Consider the following 18355-nt stretch of genomic DNA (forward strand, 5'->3'; position numbering starts at 1 on the left):
GATAAAACTTGTTAGAAACTTTGCAATTAAACCCTGAGCAACGAAAAGCGGCCAAGGCTTTACAAGGGTATAATTTAGTGATTGCAAGCGCTGGCACAGGAAAGACTTCTACCATTGTGGGGCGCATTTTATACTTGCTTGATAACGGCATCAAGCCTGAAGAAATCTTGCTTTTGACTTTCACCAATAAAGCGAGTAATGAAATGATCGCCAGGGTGGCTAAATATTTTAAATCAAGCTCCAAAATTGAAGCGGGCACTTTCCATGCGGTAGCGTATCGCTATTTAAAAGAGCATTACCCAAACTTAAGCCTAAAGCAACCTAAAGAATTGAGAAAACTTTTAGAAAGCATTGTGGACACTAAAAACGCCATAGATGACGATAAAAAGCCCTACACTTCGCAGCATCTCTACGCCCTTTATTCTCTTTACACTAACGCTCTAAAACAAGAAGATTTTAGCACATGGCTTTCTACTAAAAACCCTGAACACACGCCATACGCCGCCCTTTATGAAAACATTTTAGACGAATTTGAAAACACTAAAAAAAAGCATAATTATATTGACTATAACGACTTGCTGCTGTTATTTAAAAAAGCGATGCTAGAAAGATCTAGCCCTTATAAAGAAGTGCTTTGCGATGAATTTCAAGACACTAACCCTTTACAGGAATCCATTTTAGACGCTATCAACCCTCCCAGTTTGTTTTGTGTGGGCGATTACGATCAGAGCATTTACGCTTTTAATGGGGCGGATATTTCTATCATTTCTAATTTCACTCAAAAATACAAAAACGCCCAGGTTTTCACGCTCACTAAAAACTACCGCTCTTCTAAAGAGATTTTAGATCTCGCTAATCAAGTGATACAGCGCAACGAGCGCATTTACCCTAAAAATTTAGAAGTGGTGAAATCAGGGAAATTCAATAAACCCACGCTTTTAAATTACAACGACAATATCGCGCAATGCCAAGACATCGCTAAACGCATTGTCATGCGGAAGGATTTTAAAGAAGTGGCGGTGATTTTTAGGAATAACGCCAGCGCGGATCAATTAGAAGCCGCTTTAAGATCCCACAACGTGCCAAGCAAACGAAAAGGGAGTGCGGGCTTTTTTGAATCCAAAGAAGTGGCGTTAGCGTTAGACATTTGCGCGCTCATCTTTAACCCTAAAGACATTATGGCAGCGATTCACATTTTAAGCTATATCAGCGATATTGGCTCTAACACCGCTAAAGACATTCATGAAGCTTTGATGCTTTTAGGCAATGGCGATCTCAAACTAGCCCTAACCCACCCAAGCAAAGAAGCCAAAATTTACACGAAGAAAAAAGAAATCACCTCTATGGGGCTTTTTGAAGAAATTTTTGCTTTAGAAAACAGCTCAAGGTTTAATAGCGTGATAGATAAGGCGTTTCATTCGCACCCAGTATTGATGCACCCTAAAATCTCACTCAATGGGGCTAAAATGCTGAGCGATTTTTTCACTCTTTATACCAAAGCCCCTACTCATTCCCCTAGCGCTTTAATCAAACACATTCTAGAAAGCGTATTTTTTCAAACCTTTAAAACACGCCTTTTAAAAGAGCGATCCAAAAATAAGGACGGCTCTTATAACGAATTTAAAAAACTCCAAGTGCAAAAACGCTTCAATGAAAAAATGGACTTGCTGAGTTCTTTAGCGAAAAATTACCAAAATTTAGGGCGTTTTTTAAACGGCACTTTAATAGGATCTAGTGAAGCCACGCAAGGTGAGGGCGTGAATCTATTGAGCGTGCATGCTTCTAAAGGCTTAGAATTTAAAGATGTTTATATTATAGATTTAATGGAGGGGCGTTTCCCTAACCACAAGCTCATGAATACCGGTGGGGGCATTGAAGAAGAGCGGCGGCTTTTTTATGTCGCTATCACAAGGGCTAAGGAAAATTTATGGCTTTCTTATGCGAAAAACGAATTGAGAGAAAACGCCAAACCTAAAGAGCATAAGCCTTCGGTGTTTTTGTATGAAGCGGGGCTTTTGAAACCCGATTCAAAATAAAATTGGTTTTTGTATTGTTTGTTTAAAACGCTAGCAACCATAGATTTTAAGCTTGCGCTAGAGCCAAAATTTTAGTATAATGGCGTTGCGATGGCCATTAAAACTATGATTACTAATAGTGATTTCATAGTTGGTTATCTCCTTATTGGGGTAACCACCCACTATTAGACCCTAACATGCTCCAAATACCCGCAACAAAAGAGATAACTTAAAATGACTATTTGCGTTGGCGTGATTATAGTTTAAAAAACCAAAGAATGCCAAAAAGCGTTTTTAAAAACCCCTAAAATTTAAGGCTAATCCCCTATGAAATCCCGTTTTTTTTTTTTTGTTAAAAAACGCTCCAATTGCTGTAACTTTATTTCCTTTATAAGGGGTTTGTAAGGGGATTTTTAAGGTTAGTTTAATTTTTATTATGTGAGAATATCACAATTACATCTAATAATTTGTATTACTAAACACTATTTGCAAGCTTTGATGTAACTAAATCCTAAATTTAAACTTCAATCAAGGAGCATCCCATTGATAAGGAAAATTATGACAAAGAAAAATAGAACGCTGTTTCTTAGTCTAGCCCTTTGCGCTAGCATAAGTTATGCAGAAGATGATGGAGGGTTTTTTACCGTCGGTTATCAGCTCGGGCAAGTCATGCAAGATGTCCAAAACCCAGGTGGCACTAAAAGGGACGAACTCGCCAGAGAGCTTAACGCTGATGTTACGAACAACATTCTCAACAACAACACCGGAGGCAATGTCGCAGGGGCGTTGAGTAACGCTTTCTCTCAATACCTTTATTCGCTTTTAGGGGCTTATCCAGAGAAGCTCAATGGTAGTGATGTGGCTGCGAACGCTCTTTTACAAGGCGCGGTAGGCAATGGGACTTGCGCGGCTGCAGGGACAGCCGGTGGCACATCTCTTAACACTCAAAGCGCTTGCACCGCTGCGGGCTATTACTGGCTCCCTAGCTTGACTGACAGGATTTTAAGCACGATCGGCAGCCAGACCAACTACGGCACGAACACCAATTTCCCCAACATGCAACAACAGCTCACCTACTTGAATGCGGGGAATGTGTTTTTTAATGCGATGAATAAGGCTTTAGAGAATAAGAATGGAACTAGTGGAACTAGTGGAACTAGTGGTGCGACTGGTTCAGATGGTCAAACTTACTCTCAACAAGCCATCCAATACCTTCAAGGCCAACAAAATATCTTAAATAACGCAGCGAACTTGCTCAAGCAAGATGAATTGCTCTTAGAAGCTTTCAACTCTGCCGTAGCTGCTAACATTGGGAATAAGGAATTCAATTCGGCCGCTTTTACAGGTTTGGTGCAAGGCATTATTGATCAATCTCAAGCGGTTTATAACGAGCTCACTAAAAACACCATTAGCGGGAGCGCGGTTAATGGCGCTGGGATAAACTCCAACCAAGCTAACGCTGTGCAAGGGCGTGCCAGTCAGCTCCCTAACGCTCTTTATAACGCGCAAGTAACTTTGGATAAGATCAATGCGCTCAACAATCAGGTAAAAAGCATGCCTTACTTGCCCCAATTCAGAGCCGGGAACAGCCGTTCAACGAATATTTTGAACGGGTTTTACACCAAAATAGGCTATAAGCAATTCTTCGGGAAGAAAAGGAATATCGGTTTGCGCTATTATGGTTTCTTTTCTTATAACGGAGCGAGCGTGGGCTTTAGATCCACTCAAAATAGCGTAGGGTTATACACTTATGGGGTGGGAACAGACGTGTTGTATAATATCTTTAGCCGTTCGTATCAAAACCGCTCTGTGGATATGGGCTTTTTTAGCGGTATCCAATTAGCCGGTGAGACCGTCCAATCCACGCTCAGAGATGACCCCAATGTGAAATTGCATGGGAAAATCAATAACACGCACTTCCAGTTTCTCTTTGACTTCGGTATGAGGATGAACTTCGGTAAGTTGGACGGGAAATCCAACCGCCACAACCAGCACACGGTGGAATTTGGCGTAGTGGTGCCTACGATTTATAACACTTATTACAAATCCGCAGGGACTACCGTGAAGTATTTCCGTCCTTATAGCGTTTATTGGTCTTATGGGTATTCATTCTAAGAAAGGGGGGAAGAGACAAACATGAAACAAAATTTAAAGCCATTCAAAATGATTAAGGAAAATTTAATGACACAATCTCAAAAAGTAAGATTCTTAGCCCCTTTAAGCCTAGCGTTAAGCTTGAGCTTTAATCCAGTGGGCGCTGAAGAAGATGGGGGCTTTATGACCTTTGGGTATGAATTAGGTCAGGTGGTCCAACAAGTGAAAAACCCAGGTAAAATCAAAGCCGAAGAATTAGCAGGCCTGTTAAACTCTACCACGACAAACAACACCAATATCAATATTGCAGGCACAGGAGGCAATGTCGCCGGGACTTTGGGCAATCTCTTTATGAACCAATTGGGCAATTTGATTGATTTGTATCCTACTTTGAATACCAGTAGTGTTCAACAATGTGGTAGTAACGGCACAGCCTCTAGTGGTGCGACCGTAGCCGCTACTACTAACAATAGCCCTTGTTTCCAAGGTAACCTGGCTCTTTATAACGAAATGGTTAGCTCTATCAAAACTTTGAGTCAAGACATCAGCAAGAATATCTTCCAAGGCAACAACAACACCACGAGCCAAAACCTTTCCAACCAACTCAGTGAGCTTAACACCGCTAGCGTTTATTTGACTTACATGAACTCCTTCTTAAACGCCAACAACCAAGCGGGTGGGATCTTTCAAAATCACACCAATCAAGCTTATGGGAATGGGGTTACCGCCCAACAAATCGCTTATGTTTTAAAGCAAGCTTCAATCACTATGGGACCAAGCGGTGATAGCGGGGCTGCACAAGCGTTTTTGGACGCCGCTTTAGCCCAACATGTCTTCAACTCCGCTAACGCTGGGAATGATTTGAGCGCTAAGGAGTTCACTAGCTTAGTGCAAAACATCGTCAATAATTCTCAAAACGCTTTAACGCTAGCCAACAACGCTAACATCAGCAATTCAACCGGCTATCAAGTGAGCTATGGTGGGAATATTGATCAAACGCACTCTACCCAGCTGTTAAACAACACCACAAACACTTTGGCTAAAGTTACCGCTTTGAATAACGAGCTTAAAGCCAACCCATGGCTTGGGAATTTCGCTGCCGGCAACAGCTCTCAAGTGAATGCGTTTAACGGGTTTATCACTAAAATCGGTTATAAGCAATTCTTTGGGGAAAACAAGAATGTGGGCTTACGCTACTACGGCTTCTTCAGCTATAATGGCGCGGGCGTGGGTAATGGCCCTACTTACAATCAAGTCAATTTGCTCACTTATGGGGTGGGGACTGATGTGCTTTACAATGTGTTTAGCCGCTCTTTTGGCAGTAGGAGTCTTAATGCGGGCTTCTTTGGGGGGATCCAACTCGCAGGGGATACTTATATCAGCACGCTAAGAAACAGCCCTCAACTTGCGAGCAGACCTACAGCGACGAAATTCCAATTCTTGTTTGATGTGGGCTTACGCATGAACTTTGGTATCTTGAAAAAAGACTTGAAAAGCCACAACCAGCATTCTATAGAAATCGGTGTGCAAATCCCTACGATTTACAACACTTACTATAAAGCTGGCGGTGCTGAAGTGAAATACTTCCGCCCTTATAGCGTGTATTGGGTCTATGGCTACGCCTTCTAAAAAAACTCAAGGCCTTTTATAGGCCTTGATTTAACCCTTTAACCCCCACTTTAAAAACAAACCCAAAACCCTTATCCAATAGTCAAATAATGGAATTGACCCCCTAAGAACGCTTGATTAAAAGCTAACATTCACAAAAAGCTTAACGCTCAAGGCTTATTGAGATTTTAAAACGCTTGATTAAAAACTTTTAAAAAGCTTTAGCGCTTCAAAATTTTTATACTTAGAAAAACAACCCAAAATCTTTATCAAATGCTGTCAAATATTGAGATTATCCCCCAAGAACGGCTTTAATAGTAAAGGTGATCAAACGCTAAAGGCGTTTAGGATTTCTATGGTTTAAAACTTTGTTTTATAGTTTTAAATTTTATGGTAAAACCCATTTTTTAAGGGGATAGGAAGTATTTTGAAACCCCCCCAAAAACTTAAATCCCCCCTAACCCAAGAAAACCGCTTTTAAAACCCCCAAGCAGAAATCCTAAACATCTTTAGTGTTTGGGGTGAATGCCGCTAATTTGCAGTATAACACCCCCATGCATTTGTATTTAGTGTAGGAAGCGCGCAAAGTTACGCCTTTATAAGATATGATAGAGGGAATGCGTTGGAGATCAAATTCTGTAAAATCCATTAGGCACACAGAACAAGAACCAAACTCTCCCCCAACAAACCCAATCGTCTTTAGCGTTTGGGCGCTTTTAAGAAACTAGCTTTGTGCAAAGTCTTTTATACTTTTTAAAAAATGCCTTGGAGTGTTTTTAACTTGCTGCGATTGAAAATCAAAACTTCAGCGTGAGGTTGGTCATCATGTAACTTCTGTCTTGGTAATTAGCGCTAAAATCGCCATCAGGGTTATTGAATTTGGGCGCTCCAAAATACCCTGCTTGATACCCTTTATTGATCCTAGCCCCATAATAAGTGATCCTAAAGTTAAGGAGAACCGATTCAGTGAACGCATAGCTCGCATTGAATTGCACGGAATATTCATTAGCCCTCCCCACTTGCCCTAGCGCATTTTTATTCGCATGAGAGACGCGCCCAAAAACATGCCATGCAAAACGCTTATGGATCCCTCCAACAGAAGTGTAGAAAGTGAAAGTGTTAGCGTTAGTGATCGCATCAGCCAGCCCATCATAAGCCGTATTATCCCAAAAATCATAGCCAATCATTCCAGCATGCCTGGTCGTTACTGAGATTTCATTAGCGATATAGGAAGTGTTATTACCCCTTGGCATCGTGTGAGAGCCTAAAAAAGCGTCTGAATTGCCAAAGGTGTTATAAAAGCCAATGGACCAGTTGAAATTATCCCACCAAAAAACCTGGCGGATATTTAAAGTAACGCCATTCCTCCCCAACAACGAGCCATGGGGCGTGCTGTCTTCTAAACTATAAGTGTTTGTCTCTGGGTTATACCACCCCCTATAATATAAAGGGAAAGTCGTCATGATCATGCTTTGAGAACGAAAGCCTACATTTTCAAAATTCCTATTCGTGTCATAAACCAGCTTAAAACCGGGAGCGTTATAAGTCTTAGGCGCAAAATAATAAAAAAATTGAGCATCTAAACCTTTATAAGAATAAGTCGTGGTGATCCCATGCCAACCATAATTGATGAAATCATTGCTGTTATTAGGGTTGCCTCCCTTTTTCAAATAAGGCACCGTCGCAAAAAACTCATAAATCCAAGAGTTGAACGCCAAACCTCTCCCAAAAGAACTCCACCACCAAAACCTTAACCTTTGCGTTTCAGTCTTATAGGGCTGATAATACACTTCCCACCCTTGATTCGATCCGCTCATAAAATCAATATTCGCTTCATAACGCCCCGCTTTAAACCCAAAAACATCTTTGTAATCGTATTGCAAAAAAGCGGTATCCACCACATAAGGCCTTGCATGATAGCTCGCTGATTGAGAAGTCCCTGCATAAGCAGGGCCAAGATACTTATTAAAAAAGTATCCATGATAGCCCCCAATGAAATTCTCCACAATAGAGCCAAAAACCTTCCCGTTAGCCTGGTTAATATAATACTTAGTCTTATCGTAAGGAATGGCTGCAATCGCCCCACCCAAAGAGACAGAGAGCCTGTGGTTTTCGGTGCCTTTAGGGAGTAAATTGACTTTGACTTGCGCTAAAGTAACAATATCTATAAAACTTTCAGTAGGATAAATCCCTTTTTTGGTATTGATTTGAGAATTGTTAAAACCAATCTTAGAAAAGTTCTCCACACGACCACTAAACCGATAGTCAAAAGCTTCTACAGGACATAATAAAAACGATAAAAGCGATAAAGAAGAAGTCAAAAAATACTTTTCTTGCCTCACTAAACTCTCCCTAATTTTAATTGTATGATCTTTTTTGTTGAGATTATAATTATAATCAAAAAAAAAAAATAGCATGAAGTTAAAATATTAATTAAAACCCACAACCCTATTTTACAGAAAATAACCCTTCATTGTAAATTAGTTTAAAATTAAAGGATTAAAATCATACATTTGTTACTTCTAAAGAATGTTTTATTTTTGATTAGACTCGCTACCCATGAAATCCTCATTTTTAGCTCCATTATTAAAACTTATAAGAAATTTCAAATCTAGCGTTAAAGCCAGGCTCTGCCATGCCCCTTGCGTATTTGTCTTGATTGGGTTCATCAGGGCTCATTACTGGGCTTGCTTGATCAATATATTGTTGGTTAAAAACATTGTTAAACACAGCATTCAGGCTCAACCATTTGAGTTTTTTATAAGTAGGCTTATAAGTGATAAAGAAACTGCTCACCCCATAGCCGGGCTTATGCACATGAAAAATCCCGGGCGTTTTAGAGCAATTGCTAGGCCGTCTGTCAATATCCATAGGGCCGTTACGATAAGGGCTATAAGAGCAATAACTCAAATCCGTAACAAAGCGTGAAAGCCAAGTGATGCTAAGGCCGGTGCGTGGGATTGTATAGCTTGCCGTTAAAATAAACACATTGCCGGTCGTAGCCGCCAATTCATACACATCAGCGATCAAACGCCCTTTTAAAGAAGGCCATGATCGCGCCACGCTCAAGCCTAAAGAAAAGCCCTTGTATTTAGCTGTCCCTGAAACTTCATAACCAGGCACATAAATAATATCTTGTGCGGGCAAGTTGGTTACAAAAAGCGTTGAAGAAAATTGGTTGATGTAATTAGAAATCAATTGGACAAAACCAGCGGCTCTAAAATCAAAATACTGACTGCTGTATTCGGTGTTAAATTCCGCATTTTGCCCAATTTCTGGCTTTAAATTTCGGTTATAACGCAAATTGTCTTGACGCATCCATACCAAGCCTCCAGGCATAGGGCCTCTGGTTACATACGCGTAAGAAAGCCTGAAATTCAAATTTTCTAAAGGCGAGACATTTAAAGCCGCGCTAGGGCTAAACCCTTGGGTTATGTGCAATTGCCAGTCTTTATCCACTAAAGTATAGACATCATAACGAGTCCCTGCCCCTAAAGTTAGGGTGCAAGGTGTAATTCGCTTGCGCATACACCCCAACCACATTCGCCGTAGCGCCATTTCGTTGGCAACGCCTGTTCATGTTAGGATCATTGGGGCCTGTAACCCTTAAGCATGCGTCAGGGGCATCGCCGGGTTTGACTAATTCGCTATTAGGGATCGCTTTATCAAAAGTGGTTAAGTTTTGGTAATTCAACCCGTATTCCAAAAGATTGTCATTTTTATGATCTATGGTGTGGATCACATTCGCATTAAACCCAGAATTGATGATGAATAAATTTTTATTAGCGACCACAGAACCCCCTCCAAGGCTTTTAAAAGTGATGGAGCAAGTTTGTTTAGTAGCGTCATAAATGCCCCCTTGCGCCACGCATTGATTTTCTTCACCTTGAGAGAGCTGCGGGTTTGGGGTGAAAGGAATGATAGCCGCTATATCGTTAGGCCTAAAAAGCGGATCAATTTGGACATTCCTAACGCTGGTATAGCCATTGATTTTTAATTTAGGATCGCCAAAACGGCTCCCCCCTTCTCTTTCATAATTCAAACTCATGTTATGCACTAAATTGACGCTATAAGTTTTAAACAAACTGGCGTCATTTTCAAACAAGCAATCATCAGGGTTTTTCTCGTTAGGGAAAGCGTTGAAATCACCGCAAGAATAGGGTAAAAAAGTGCCTGTAAAATTCGCTCTTAAAGGGCGGTTAGCGTTATCTCTAGTCATGTTATAGCTGAGCGTTAAGGTATCTCTATCGCTCAAATAACCATTGATCTTAGCCATCACATTGTTTTGCTCGCTAGGGCTTGCTGTAACTTTATTATTTTCTTTAGGATCAAAAAGATTTTTCATCGCATTATCCCCATCACGATAATAAAAAATATTTTGGTGCGTGTAATACAAAAGTGCATCAAAATGATGGTTACGATAAGCGCCCATAATGGTTTCCCTGTCCCCAAAGTTGGTTAAAAAAGTTGCAGCCCCACTTATGGCGTAGTCTTTACCTTTAGGGATAAAATCGCTCGCGCTCCTAGTTTCCATTTTGATCGCTCCAATCAAAGCCATAGGCCCCGCACTCGCTTGAGCCGCCCCCTTAGTAACCACCACGCTTTTGAGCATTCCAGGGTCAATGATCGTATTGCCTTGATGCCCATAGCTTGCGCCCATTTGCGCCGCCCCATCCACCGTAACCCTAGCCAATCTGTCTTCAATACCGCGCACATAAATTTTTTGCGCTATCAGCGCGCCACCGCCCACATTGATATTGGGGTTTCTTCTAAACATGTCGCTGATTTGGTTGGCTTGCCTTCTTTCTAATTCCTTACTTGAAATGGTTGTCTGGTTGTTGTAATTAAAGATTTTAGCCGCTTGAGTGGTAACCTTGCCTAGAGTGTGTTGGGCGTTCTTTTCTTTTTTCCTTTCTGTCTTTTTTTCTTCTTTTTCTTTTCTTTAGCCTCTAATTCAAACATGCCTAATAAGGACAAAAAAAATAGAAAAACTACAATATTTCCTAAAACGCTTGTCATTCATTCTTAAAATCCTAAATATGATAATAATTTCTCTTAAAAAATAAAGGTGTTATTATAATCAAAAAAATATTACAATCACCTTAAAAGAGCTAGCCATTTTTGATAAACAAATGATAAACTTTTAGAAAAATCCCACAAAAACCCCTTTCAAAACGCGCAGAATGCGAAAGGTCTTTTTTATCTTATTCTCACTTTTTTATTTTTATAAAGCCTGAATATTTTAGAACTAGCGCTTTCAAACAAACCCCTTTCATCGCTCACAATCACATCAGCGAGGCTGGAAGCGATTTCTTTATCATAAGCGCATTGGGTGAGGTTGGCTGAGGTGCTATAGAGCGTTTTAAAACGCTTTAAAAAATCCCCATGCCTGCCCCTAACCACACGAACGGCCTTAGAGTTAGGGTAAATAAAAGTGGTTTTAGCGCTTCTTCTAATGAGGTTTTTAAACGCGTTGGGCACGCGCACCAGGCTTTTTAGGGTGCTAAAATCAGTGCTTTCTATTAAAACGCTTTGGTTTTTAGGGCGGCCTTTTAAGGCGTTGAGCTTTTCGCTGTCTTTAGAAAGCAGTCCTATAGTGGTATCGCTTTGAACGAGATACACTAACGCCATCAAATTACTTCAAATAATCTTGTAAGGCTAACAACTCGTCTTTTTGAGAACTTTCTTCTAACGCTAAAAGTAAGACTTCTATCGCGCTTAAAGTCGTGAAATAACTCACATGGTTTTTAAGCACAGAAGCGCGAATGAGTTTGGCATCATCTTGAGATTTGTGATCGCTGGTGTTGATAGCCATGCTGATTTCCCCATTCATCATCAAATCCATGATATTGGGGCGGCCTTCAGAGATTTTAAGCACCTTTAAAGACTTCACCCCGGCTTTTTCTAAAGCCTTATGCGTGCCTTCTGTGGCGCACAATTCAAAACCTAATTCAACCAATCGCTTCATTAAAACGCACGCTTCTTCTTTATCCTTATCTTTAATAGAGACAAAAATAAGCCCCTTGTTTTTAATGGGGTTAAAGCAAGCCGTTTGAGCCTTGAAAAAAGCCAGCCCTAAAGATCTAGAAATCCCCATCACTTCACCGGTGCTTTTCATCTCAGGCCCTAAAATCAAATCCGATCCATAAAGTTTATTAAAAGGGAAAACCGCTTCTTTTAAAGCCACAAAATGGGGCATTTTAGGCTTATAAACGCCTTTAGAATATTCTACGATATTTTTTTTATCATAAAACTTCAGGGCTTCTTTCAAATCTTCTAACACCATAACCCTAGTCGCCACTTTGGCTAAAGGAACGCCTAAAGCCTTGCTTAAAAAAGGCACGGTTCTGCTGGCTCTAGGATTGACCTCAATCAAATACAGCGAATTTTCATAAACAGCAAATTGGATATTCAATAGCCCTACTACGCCCAAATGCAGAGCGATTTTCGCGCTCACTCGCTCAATTTCATCTAAAATTTCAGGGCTTAGAGTGGAAGGGATAAAGCATGCCGAATCGCCTGAATGGATACCCGCCTCTTCAATATGCTGTAAAATGCCGGCAATATAGACTTCTTTTTTATCGCAAATAGCATCCACGTCTAATTCCACCGCTTTTTCTAAAAACTTGTCAATGAGGAGTGGGTTTTTAGGGCTAATCTCTAAAGAATGCGTAACGCTCTCTAAATAATGGTGCAATTCCTCAATATTTTCTAAAATTTGCATGTGTTGGCCGCCTAGCACATAACTAGGGCGCACAATGATAGGAAAACCAATCACGTTAGCGATGCTATAAGCTTCATCAACGCTTTTAGCCATGCCGTTTTCAGGCTGCTTAATGTCAAGCTCTTTTAAAAAGAGGGAAAATTTTTCTCTGTCTTCAGCAATATCAATCACTTTAAAAGGCGTGCCAATAATGGGGGCTTGCATTTTGGCTAAATCTTTAGCGAGTTTTAAAGGGGTTTGCCCTCCAAAATGCACGATAATGCCATCCACTCGCTCCCTTTGAATGATGCTTTTCACGCACTCAAAATGAATGGGTTCAAAATAGAGCGTATCGCTGGTATCATAATCTGTGCTAACCGTTTCTGGATTGCAATTGAGCATGACGCTTTTAATGTTTAAATCTTTTAAGGCAAAGCTCGCATGCACGCAACAATAATCAAATTCAATGCCTTGACCGATGCGGTTAGGCCCAGAGCCTATGATTAGGATTTTCTTTTCTTGTTTTTCTTGTTTGTTTTCAATAGGGGGCAAAGGATTAGGGGCATAGGTGGAATACAAATAAGGCGTGAGCGATAAAAACTCCGCCGCGCAAGTGTCCACTTCTTCAAAATTGGGCGCGATTTGTAAATGCATTCTAGCTAATTCCACTTCAAAAGGACTCACCTCTAAATTTTCATTTTCTTTGATTTTAGAGGCAATCCTGGCATCGCTAAAGCCTAAATTTTTAAGCCCTCTTAATTTTTTGGCGTCCGTTAAAACGCTAGAATTGATGCTTTCTTCTGCTTTGACTAGCTTTTGAATTTGAGATAAAAACCACCTGTCAATCTGGCACAATTCAAACGCTTCATCAACGCTAACGCCAAGCCTGAACGCATCAGCGATATAGAGCAAGCGTTTGGGATTGGGCCGGCGGATTTCCTTTTTTATGGTCTCTAAATCTTTGCTTAACGATTCAAACCCTAGCCAATTGTTTTCCAAAGAGCATAACGCTTTTTGTAAGGCTTCTAAGAAATTCCCCCCTATCGCCATCACTTCGCCAATGCTTTTCATAGAAGTCCCTAAAGTGCTAGAAACACCGGCAAATTTTTCAAACGCAAAGCGAGGGATTTTCACCACGATATAATCCAAACTAGGCTCAAAACTCGCCGGGGTGTTGGTAATATCGTTTTGGATTTCATCTAAACTAAAACCCACCGCAAGCATGGTAGCCACTTTTGCAATAGGAAACCCGGTCGCTTTTGAAGCTAATGCGGAGCTGCGGCTCACCCGTGGGTTCATTTCAATCACGACCATTCTTAAAGTCTCTGGGTGGATCGCAAACTGCACGTTACTCCCGCCCGTATCCACGCCAATTTCTCTCAAAATCGCAAAGCTCGCATCGCGCATGCGTTGGTATTCTTTATCGGTTAAGGTGAGGCTTGGAGCGATCGTGATGCTATCGCCGGTATGAACGCCCATGGGATCAATGTTTTCAATACAACACACGATGATGCAATTGTCCTTGCTGTCTCGTATGACTTCCATTTCGTATTCTTTCCAACCCAATAAGGACTCTTCAATCAAAATTTCATTAATAGGCGAAGCGTCTAGGGCGTTTTTAGCCAATTCTTGAAACTCTTCAATATTATAAGCGACCCCACTCCCTCCCCCAGCCAGCGTGAAACTCGCTCTAATAATGGCTGGAAAGCCAATTTCATTAATGGCTTCTAGGGCTTCTAGCTCGTTATAAGCGTAACGCCCTTTGGGCAAATCCATCCCGATTTTTAACATCGCTTCTTTGAAAGCCTGCCTGTCTTCGCCTTTTTTAATCGCTTCAATCTTAGCCCCTAAAAGTTCCACGCCTTCTAACATGCCCTTTTGGTGCATTTGCATGACCGCATTCAAAGCGGTTTGCCCGCCCATTGTGGGTAAAATGGCGTCAATCTTTTCTTTTTTAATGATAGCGGCGATATTTTCTCCAGTGATGGGTTGGATATAAGTTTGATGAGAAAATTCAGGGTCAGTCATCACGGTGGCCGGGTTAGAATTGATTAAGATCACTCTATAACCTAAAGATTTTAAGGTTTTACAACTTTGAGTCCCTGAGTAGTCAAATTCGCAAGCTTGCCCAATCACAATAGGGCCTGATCCTATCAGTAGAATGTTGGAAATGTCGGTGCGTTTAGGCATAACTCATCCTTAAAGAAAGAATATAAAACGAAGTGTTATTAGTTTTAAAATATTTTTTAAGTCGGATTTTTGCGTGGTGTCCCCCCTATTTTTTCAAACTATTTGTCTCTGTCTGAAAAAATACCAATGATTTGTAAGATAGAAATAAAGACATTCAAAAAGTCTAAATACAAGCTCACCGCCGCATCAATGGGGCTATCATACATGCCTTTAACGATGTTTTGAGTGTCATAAGCGATGTAAAGACTGAATAAAATCGCACTCGCTCCCGCAATGACAACCTGGAACATGGGGCTGCCCAAAAACAAGTTAATGAGCGAACACACCACCACCACAATCAAAGCGATAAAAAGCATTTTACCCATATTCGCTAGATCGTTTTTAGTCTTAAGGGCATACACGCTCATCAAACCAAAGACAATAGTTGTCATGCCCAAAGCCTGCCAAATCGCTCCTAAACCAGCTTTTGCAATCACCATACCCAACAAAGGCACTAGCGTAACCCCTGATAATGAAGTGAAAGCAAACAGCATGAATAGATTCAATCCAGGTTTGGATTTAGAAAACATCAAACCAAAAAACGCCGCAATTTCAGCGATAAAAAACACCCATTTATACTGCACTACGGCTTGAAAATTCATTAAACCTAGTAACGCCCCAATAGTCGCTAGCAACAAACTGCCCGCAAAGAACTTGTAAGTCGTTTTAACAAAACCCACCAGCTCGCTTTCATGCAATAAAGAATCTTCTGCATACGCATTACGAGAATTAACTCTGTCATACAATGCCATGTTTTACTCCTTGAATTTCAACTCAATAAATAATTTTAATTAACCCTACAGCTAGGTCCAATATAATAGCGCAAAATGTAGTAAAATACCAAACAAAACCCCCTAAAATTGAAATTGAAGTCTGAAAATAGGATAATAGTTACGATGAAAATTTTTATCAATGGATTTGGCCGCATTGGGAGATGCGTTTTAAGAGCGATTTTAGAGCGCAATGATACAAACCCTCATTTAGAAGTGATAGGCATCAATGACCCTGCTAATTGGGAAATTCTCGCTTATCTTTTAGAACATGACAGCGCGCATGGGTTGCTCAATAAGGAGGTGCGTTACTCTAATGGTAAGCTTATTATCGGCTCGTTAGAAATCCCTGTTTTTAATAGCATCAAAGACTTGAAGGGCGTGGGTGTCATCATAGAGTGTTCAGGGAAGTTTTTAGAGCCTAAAACGCTAGAAAATTACCTTTTGCTTGGGGCTAAAAAGGTGTTGTTGTCCGCTCCTTTTATGGGCGAATACGATGAAAAACAATACCCCACTTTGGTGTATGGGGTCAATCATTTTCTCTATCAAAATCAAGCCATTGTTTCTAACGCCTCTTGCACGACTAACGCTATCGCGCCCATTTGCGCGATTTTAGATAAAGCTTTTAATATTAAAGAGGGCATGCTAACGACTATCCATAGCTATACAAGCGATCAAAAACTCATTGATTTGGCCCATCCTTTGGATAAACGGCGCTCCAGAGCAGCCGCGAGCAACATTATCCCCACCACCACTAAAGCCGCTCTGGCCTTGCATAAAGTGTTACCCAATCTCAAAAACAAAATGCATGGGCATAGCGTGAGAGTGCCTAGCCTTGATGTGTCCATGATAGATTTGAGTTTGTTTTTAGAAAAAAAGGCTCTCAAAGATCCGATCAATGATTTATTGATTGAAGCTTCCAAAGGGGTTTTAAAAGGCGTGTTAGAGATAGATTTGAAAGAAAGGGTGAGTTCTGATTTCATTTCTAACCCTAATAGCGTTATCATCGCGCCTGATTTGACTTTCACGCTAGAGAATATGGTCAAAATCATGGGGTGGTATGATAACGAATGGGGGTATTCTAATCGCTTGGTGGATATGGCGCGGTTTATGTATCATTATTAAGTCATTTTGCGAATCTTTTTGAGTTTGTTTAACATCAAATTGTATAATGTGGGATTTAATAAAAACGATTGGAGTTTTAAATGGCGTTTAAAAAGGCCAGATTGATTTCCAGGTTTGTTTCAAAGGGATCTTTCAAATTGAATAAGATCTCAAAGAAATTTTTCACATTGAATCAAATCTTAAAGCGTGAAAAGCCCTTAAAACGCCATAAAAAAACAAAATCCATTGAAAAGCCCTTTAATAAAAACAAATCTTTTTTAAAAGCTTCGGTTTTACTGATAGGAGCGTTAGGGGGATTGTCTCACTTAAGGGCTAGCGATTGTAAGACTTGGTCATGGTCGTCTTGGACTTATCAAGACAATATTGCAAGCGGTGCTAATTCGCCCACGCACAACTCCTATTGCCTTTTTAGCAGCACTCAAGGCTCTGGAACTTATTATTTAAACACTCTTACCACTTATAGCGCTGGTGGGGCTAGTTTCACGCAAAAATTCAATAACGGCACGCTTGATATAGGGGGGAATATCCGTTTTGGAGGCACAGGTATTAATGGAGGTGATGTAGGCTATATCACGGGAACTTATGACGCTCAAACAATTAATTTTAATTCTAGCCATTTAACAACCGGAAACTCCTATTCTGATGGCGGTGGGGCCACGCTCAATTTTAATGCAACTAATAACCTCACTATCAATCAAGCGAGTTTTGATAACAGCGATGCAGGGACACAACGCTCTTATATGAATTTTAAAGGCTCTAACATTAGCGTCAGTGACTCTAGCTTTAAAGATGACACGAATGGGGGCTTTAGTTTTAGCGGCAATAATAACAACAGCGCCATCTCCTTCAATCAAACCAATTTCAATCAAGGGACTTATAAGTTTAGTAACAGCGCTAGTTCAAGCTTTGATAGCAGTAACTTCAATCAAGGGACTTACAATTTTAACACTCAATCCACTTTTCAAAACAGCTCTTTCAATCAAGGCACTTATAATTTCAGTAATAACGCCAGCTTTAATAACGACACCTTTAACCAAGGCGCTTATAGCTTTGATACAAGTAAGGTGAGTTTTTCAGGCACAAACACTTTAAATTCAAGTTCGCCTTTTGCCAGTCTTAAGGGTGGTGTTTCTTTTGGTTCTAATGCGATTTTTAACCTCAATCAAACCCTTAATGCTAACCAAACCTATGACATTCTCACCACAAATGGGGCGATCCAATATGGGGTTTATCAAAGCTATTTATGGGATTTGATCAACTATAAGGGCGATAAAGCCATTAGCCATGTTGAAGTGGGTAAGAATACTTATGATGTAACCTTTGATGTTAACGGGCAAGATGAAACCTTACAAGAAACCTTTAATAGCCAATCCATTATCGCTCAATTCTTAGGAGATGATTTACAACAACAAGCTAAAAGCGCTTATCAAAGCGATCTAACCAATTCCCAAAGCGCTTTAAATAATGCAACTAACGATAACCAGATTGCAAGCAACGATGCAAGCGATACAACAAGTAAAAATCCTACTATTGCTAAAGACGCTCAAAGCTTAGAAAACACTAACCAACAAATCCAACAAGACGAACAAGCGTTAGAAAACGATTTAGCCAATATCAAACAATTAGCCAACTCCACCACAGGCTTTAACGAACAAGCTTTCAATCAAGCTCAAAACCAAGAACAACAAGATGAAAAAAACTTACAAAATGATGAAAACACTTTTAGTAGCGAGCAAGAGGGGTTACAAAAAGCCCTACAACAAGCAGAGCAACAAAAACAAGAACAAGAGCAAGCCCAAGCTAAAAGCACT

The 18355-nt window shown here is 40.4% G+C and carries 10 protein-coding genes and 1 pseudogene; 5 read left to right on the forward strand and 6 right to left on the reverse strand.

What is annotated here, in order from left to right:
* Nucleotides 1–8: 8 nt before the first annotated feature.
* The 3 genes from QT74_RS06470 (at nucleotide 9) to alpB (ending at nucleotide 5738) form a co-directional block, all read left to right on the forward strand.
* Complete coding sequence (locus tag QT74_RS06470) at nucleotides 9–2036, forward strand: ATP-dependent helicase (RefSeq protein ID WP_033765530.1); 2028 nt, start codon at nucleotides 9–11, stop codon at nucleotides 2034–2036.
* 537 nt (nucleotides 2037–2573) lie between these two features.
* Nucleotides 2574–4130, forward strand: a complete 1557-nt coding sequence (alpA, locus tag QT74_RS06475) for a Hop family adhesin AlpA (protein ID WP_033765531.1) — start codon at nucleotides 2574–2576, stop codon at nucleotides 4128–4130.
* A 21-nt stretch (nucleotides 4131–4151) separates the two neighbouring features.
* Nucleotides 4152–5738 carry a Hop family adhesin AlpB gene (alpB, locus tag QT74_RS06480; RefSeq protein WP_033765533.1) on the forward strand — a complete coding sequence of 529 codons (1587 nt, stop codon included), beginning with the start codon at nucleotides 4152–4154 and terminating at the stop codon, nucleotides 5736–5738.
* Between the two features lie 478 nt (nucleotides 5739–6216).
* On the opposite strand, the gene QT74_RS08545 is transcribed toward alpB, so the two are convergent.
* The 6 genes and pseudogenes from QT74_RS08545 to QT74_RS06515 form a co-directional block, all read right to left on the reverse strand.
* Complete coding sequence (locus tag QT74_RS08545) at nucleotides 6217–6366, reverse strand: hypothetical protein (RefSeq protein ID WP_033765535.1); 150 nt, start codon at nucleotides 6364–6366, stop codon at nucleotides 6217–6219.
* A 148-nt stretch (nucleotides 6367–6514) separates the two neighbouring features.
* Nucleotides 6515–8059 carry an outer membrane beta-barrel protein HofG gene (gene hofG / locus QT74_RS06490; protein ID WP_033741227.1) on the reverse strand — a complete coding sequence of 515 codons (1545 nt, stop codon included), beginning with the start codon at nucleotides 8057–8059 and terminating at the stop codon, nucleotides 6515–6517.
* A 244-nt stretch (nucleotides 8060–8303) separates the two neighbouring features.
* Nucleotides 8304–10740: pseudogene (locus QT74_RS06495) on the reverse strand (TonB-dependent receptor domain-containing protein).
* A 176-nt stretch (nucleotides 10741–10916) separates the two neighbouring features.
* Entirely contained in the window at nucleotides 10917–11348 is a 432-nt protein-coding gene (locus tag QT74_RS06505) for a Sua5 YciO YrdC YwlC family protein (RefSeq protein WP_033765537.1), read from the reverse strand.
* Between the two features lie 4 nt (nucleotides 11349–11352).
* Nucleotides 11353–14610 (reverse strand): carbamoyl-phosphate synthase large subunit, encoded by a 3258-nt coding sequence (gene carB / locus QT74_RS06510; protein WP_033765539.1) that lies wholly within the window; start codon nucleotides 14608–14610, stop codon nucleotides 11353–11355.
* 98 nt (nucleotides 14611–14708) lie between these two features.
* On the reverse strand, nucleotides 14709–15401 hold the full coding sequence (locus QT74_RS06515; RefSeq protein ID WP_033765541.1) for a Bax inhibitor-1/YccA family protein: 693 nt from the start codon (nucleotides 15399–15401) through the stop codon (nucleotides 14709–14711).
* 144 nt (nucleotides 15402–15545) lie between these two features.
* Between QT74_RS06515 and gap the strand changes: the two genes are divergently transcribed.
* A complete protein-coding gene (gap, locus tag QT74_RS06520; RefSeq protein ID WP_033765543.1) occupies nucleotides 15546–16544 on the forward strand; it encodes a type I glyceraldehyde-3-phosphate dehydrogenase in 999 nt (332 codons plus the stop codon).
* 80 nt (nucleotides 16545–16624) lie between these two features.
* A partial coding sequence (locus QT74_RS06525) for a vacuolating cytotoxin domain-containing protein (protein WP_033765545.1) occupies nucleotides 16625–18355 on the forward strand: 1731 nt, incomplete at its 3' end.

Origin of the sequence: Helicobacter pylori SA213A, from assembly GCF_000476275.1 — a bacterium.
GTDB classification, from domain to species: Bacteria; Campylobacterota; Campylobacteria; order Campylobacterales; family Helicobacteraceae; genus Helicobacter; species Helicobacter pylori_CL.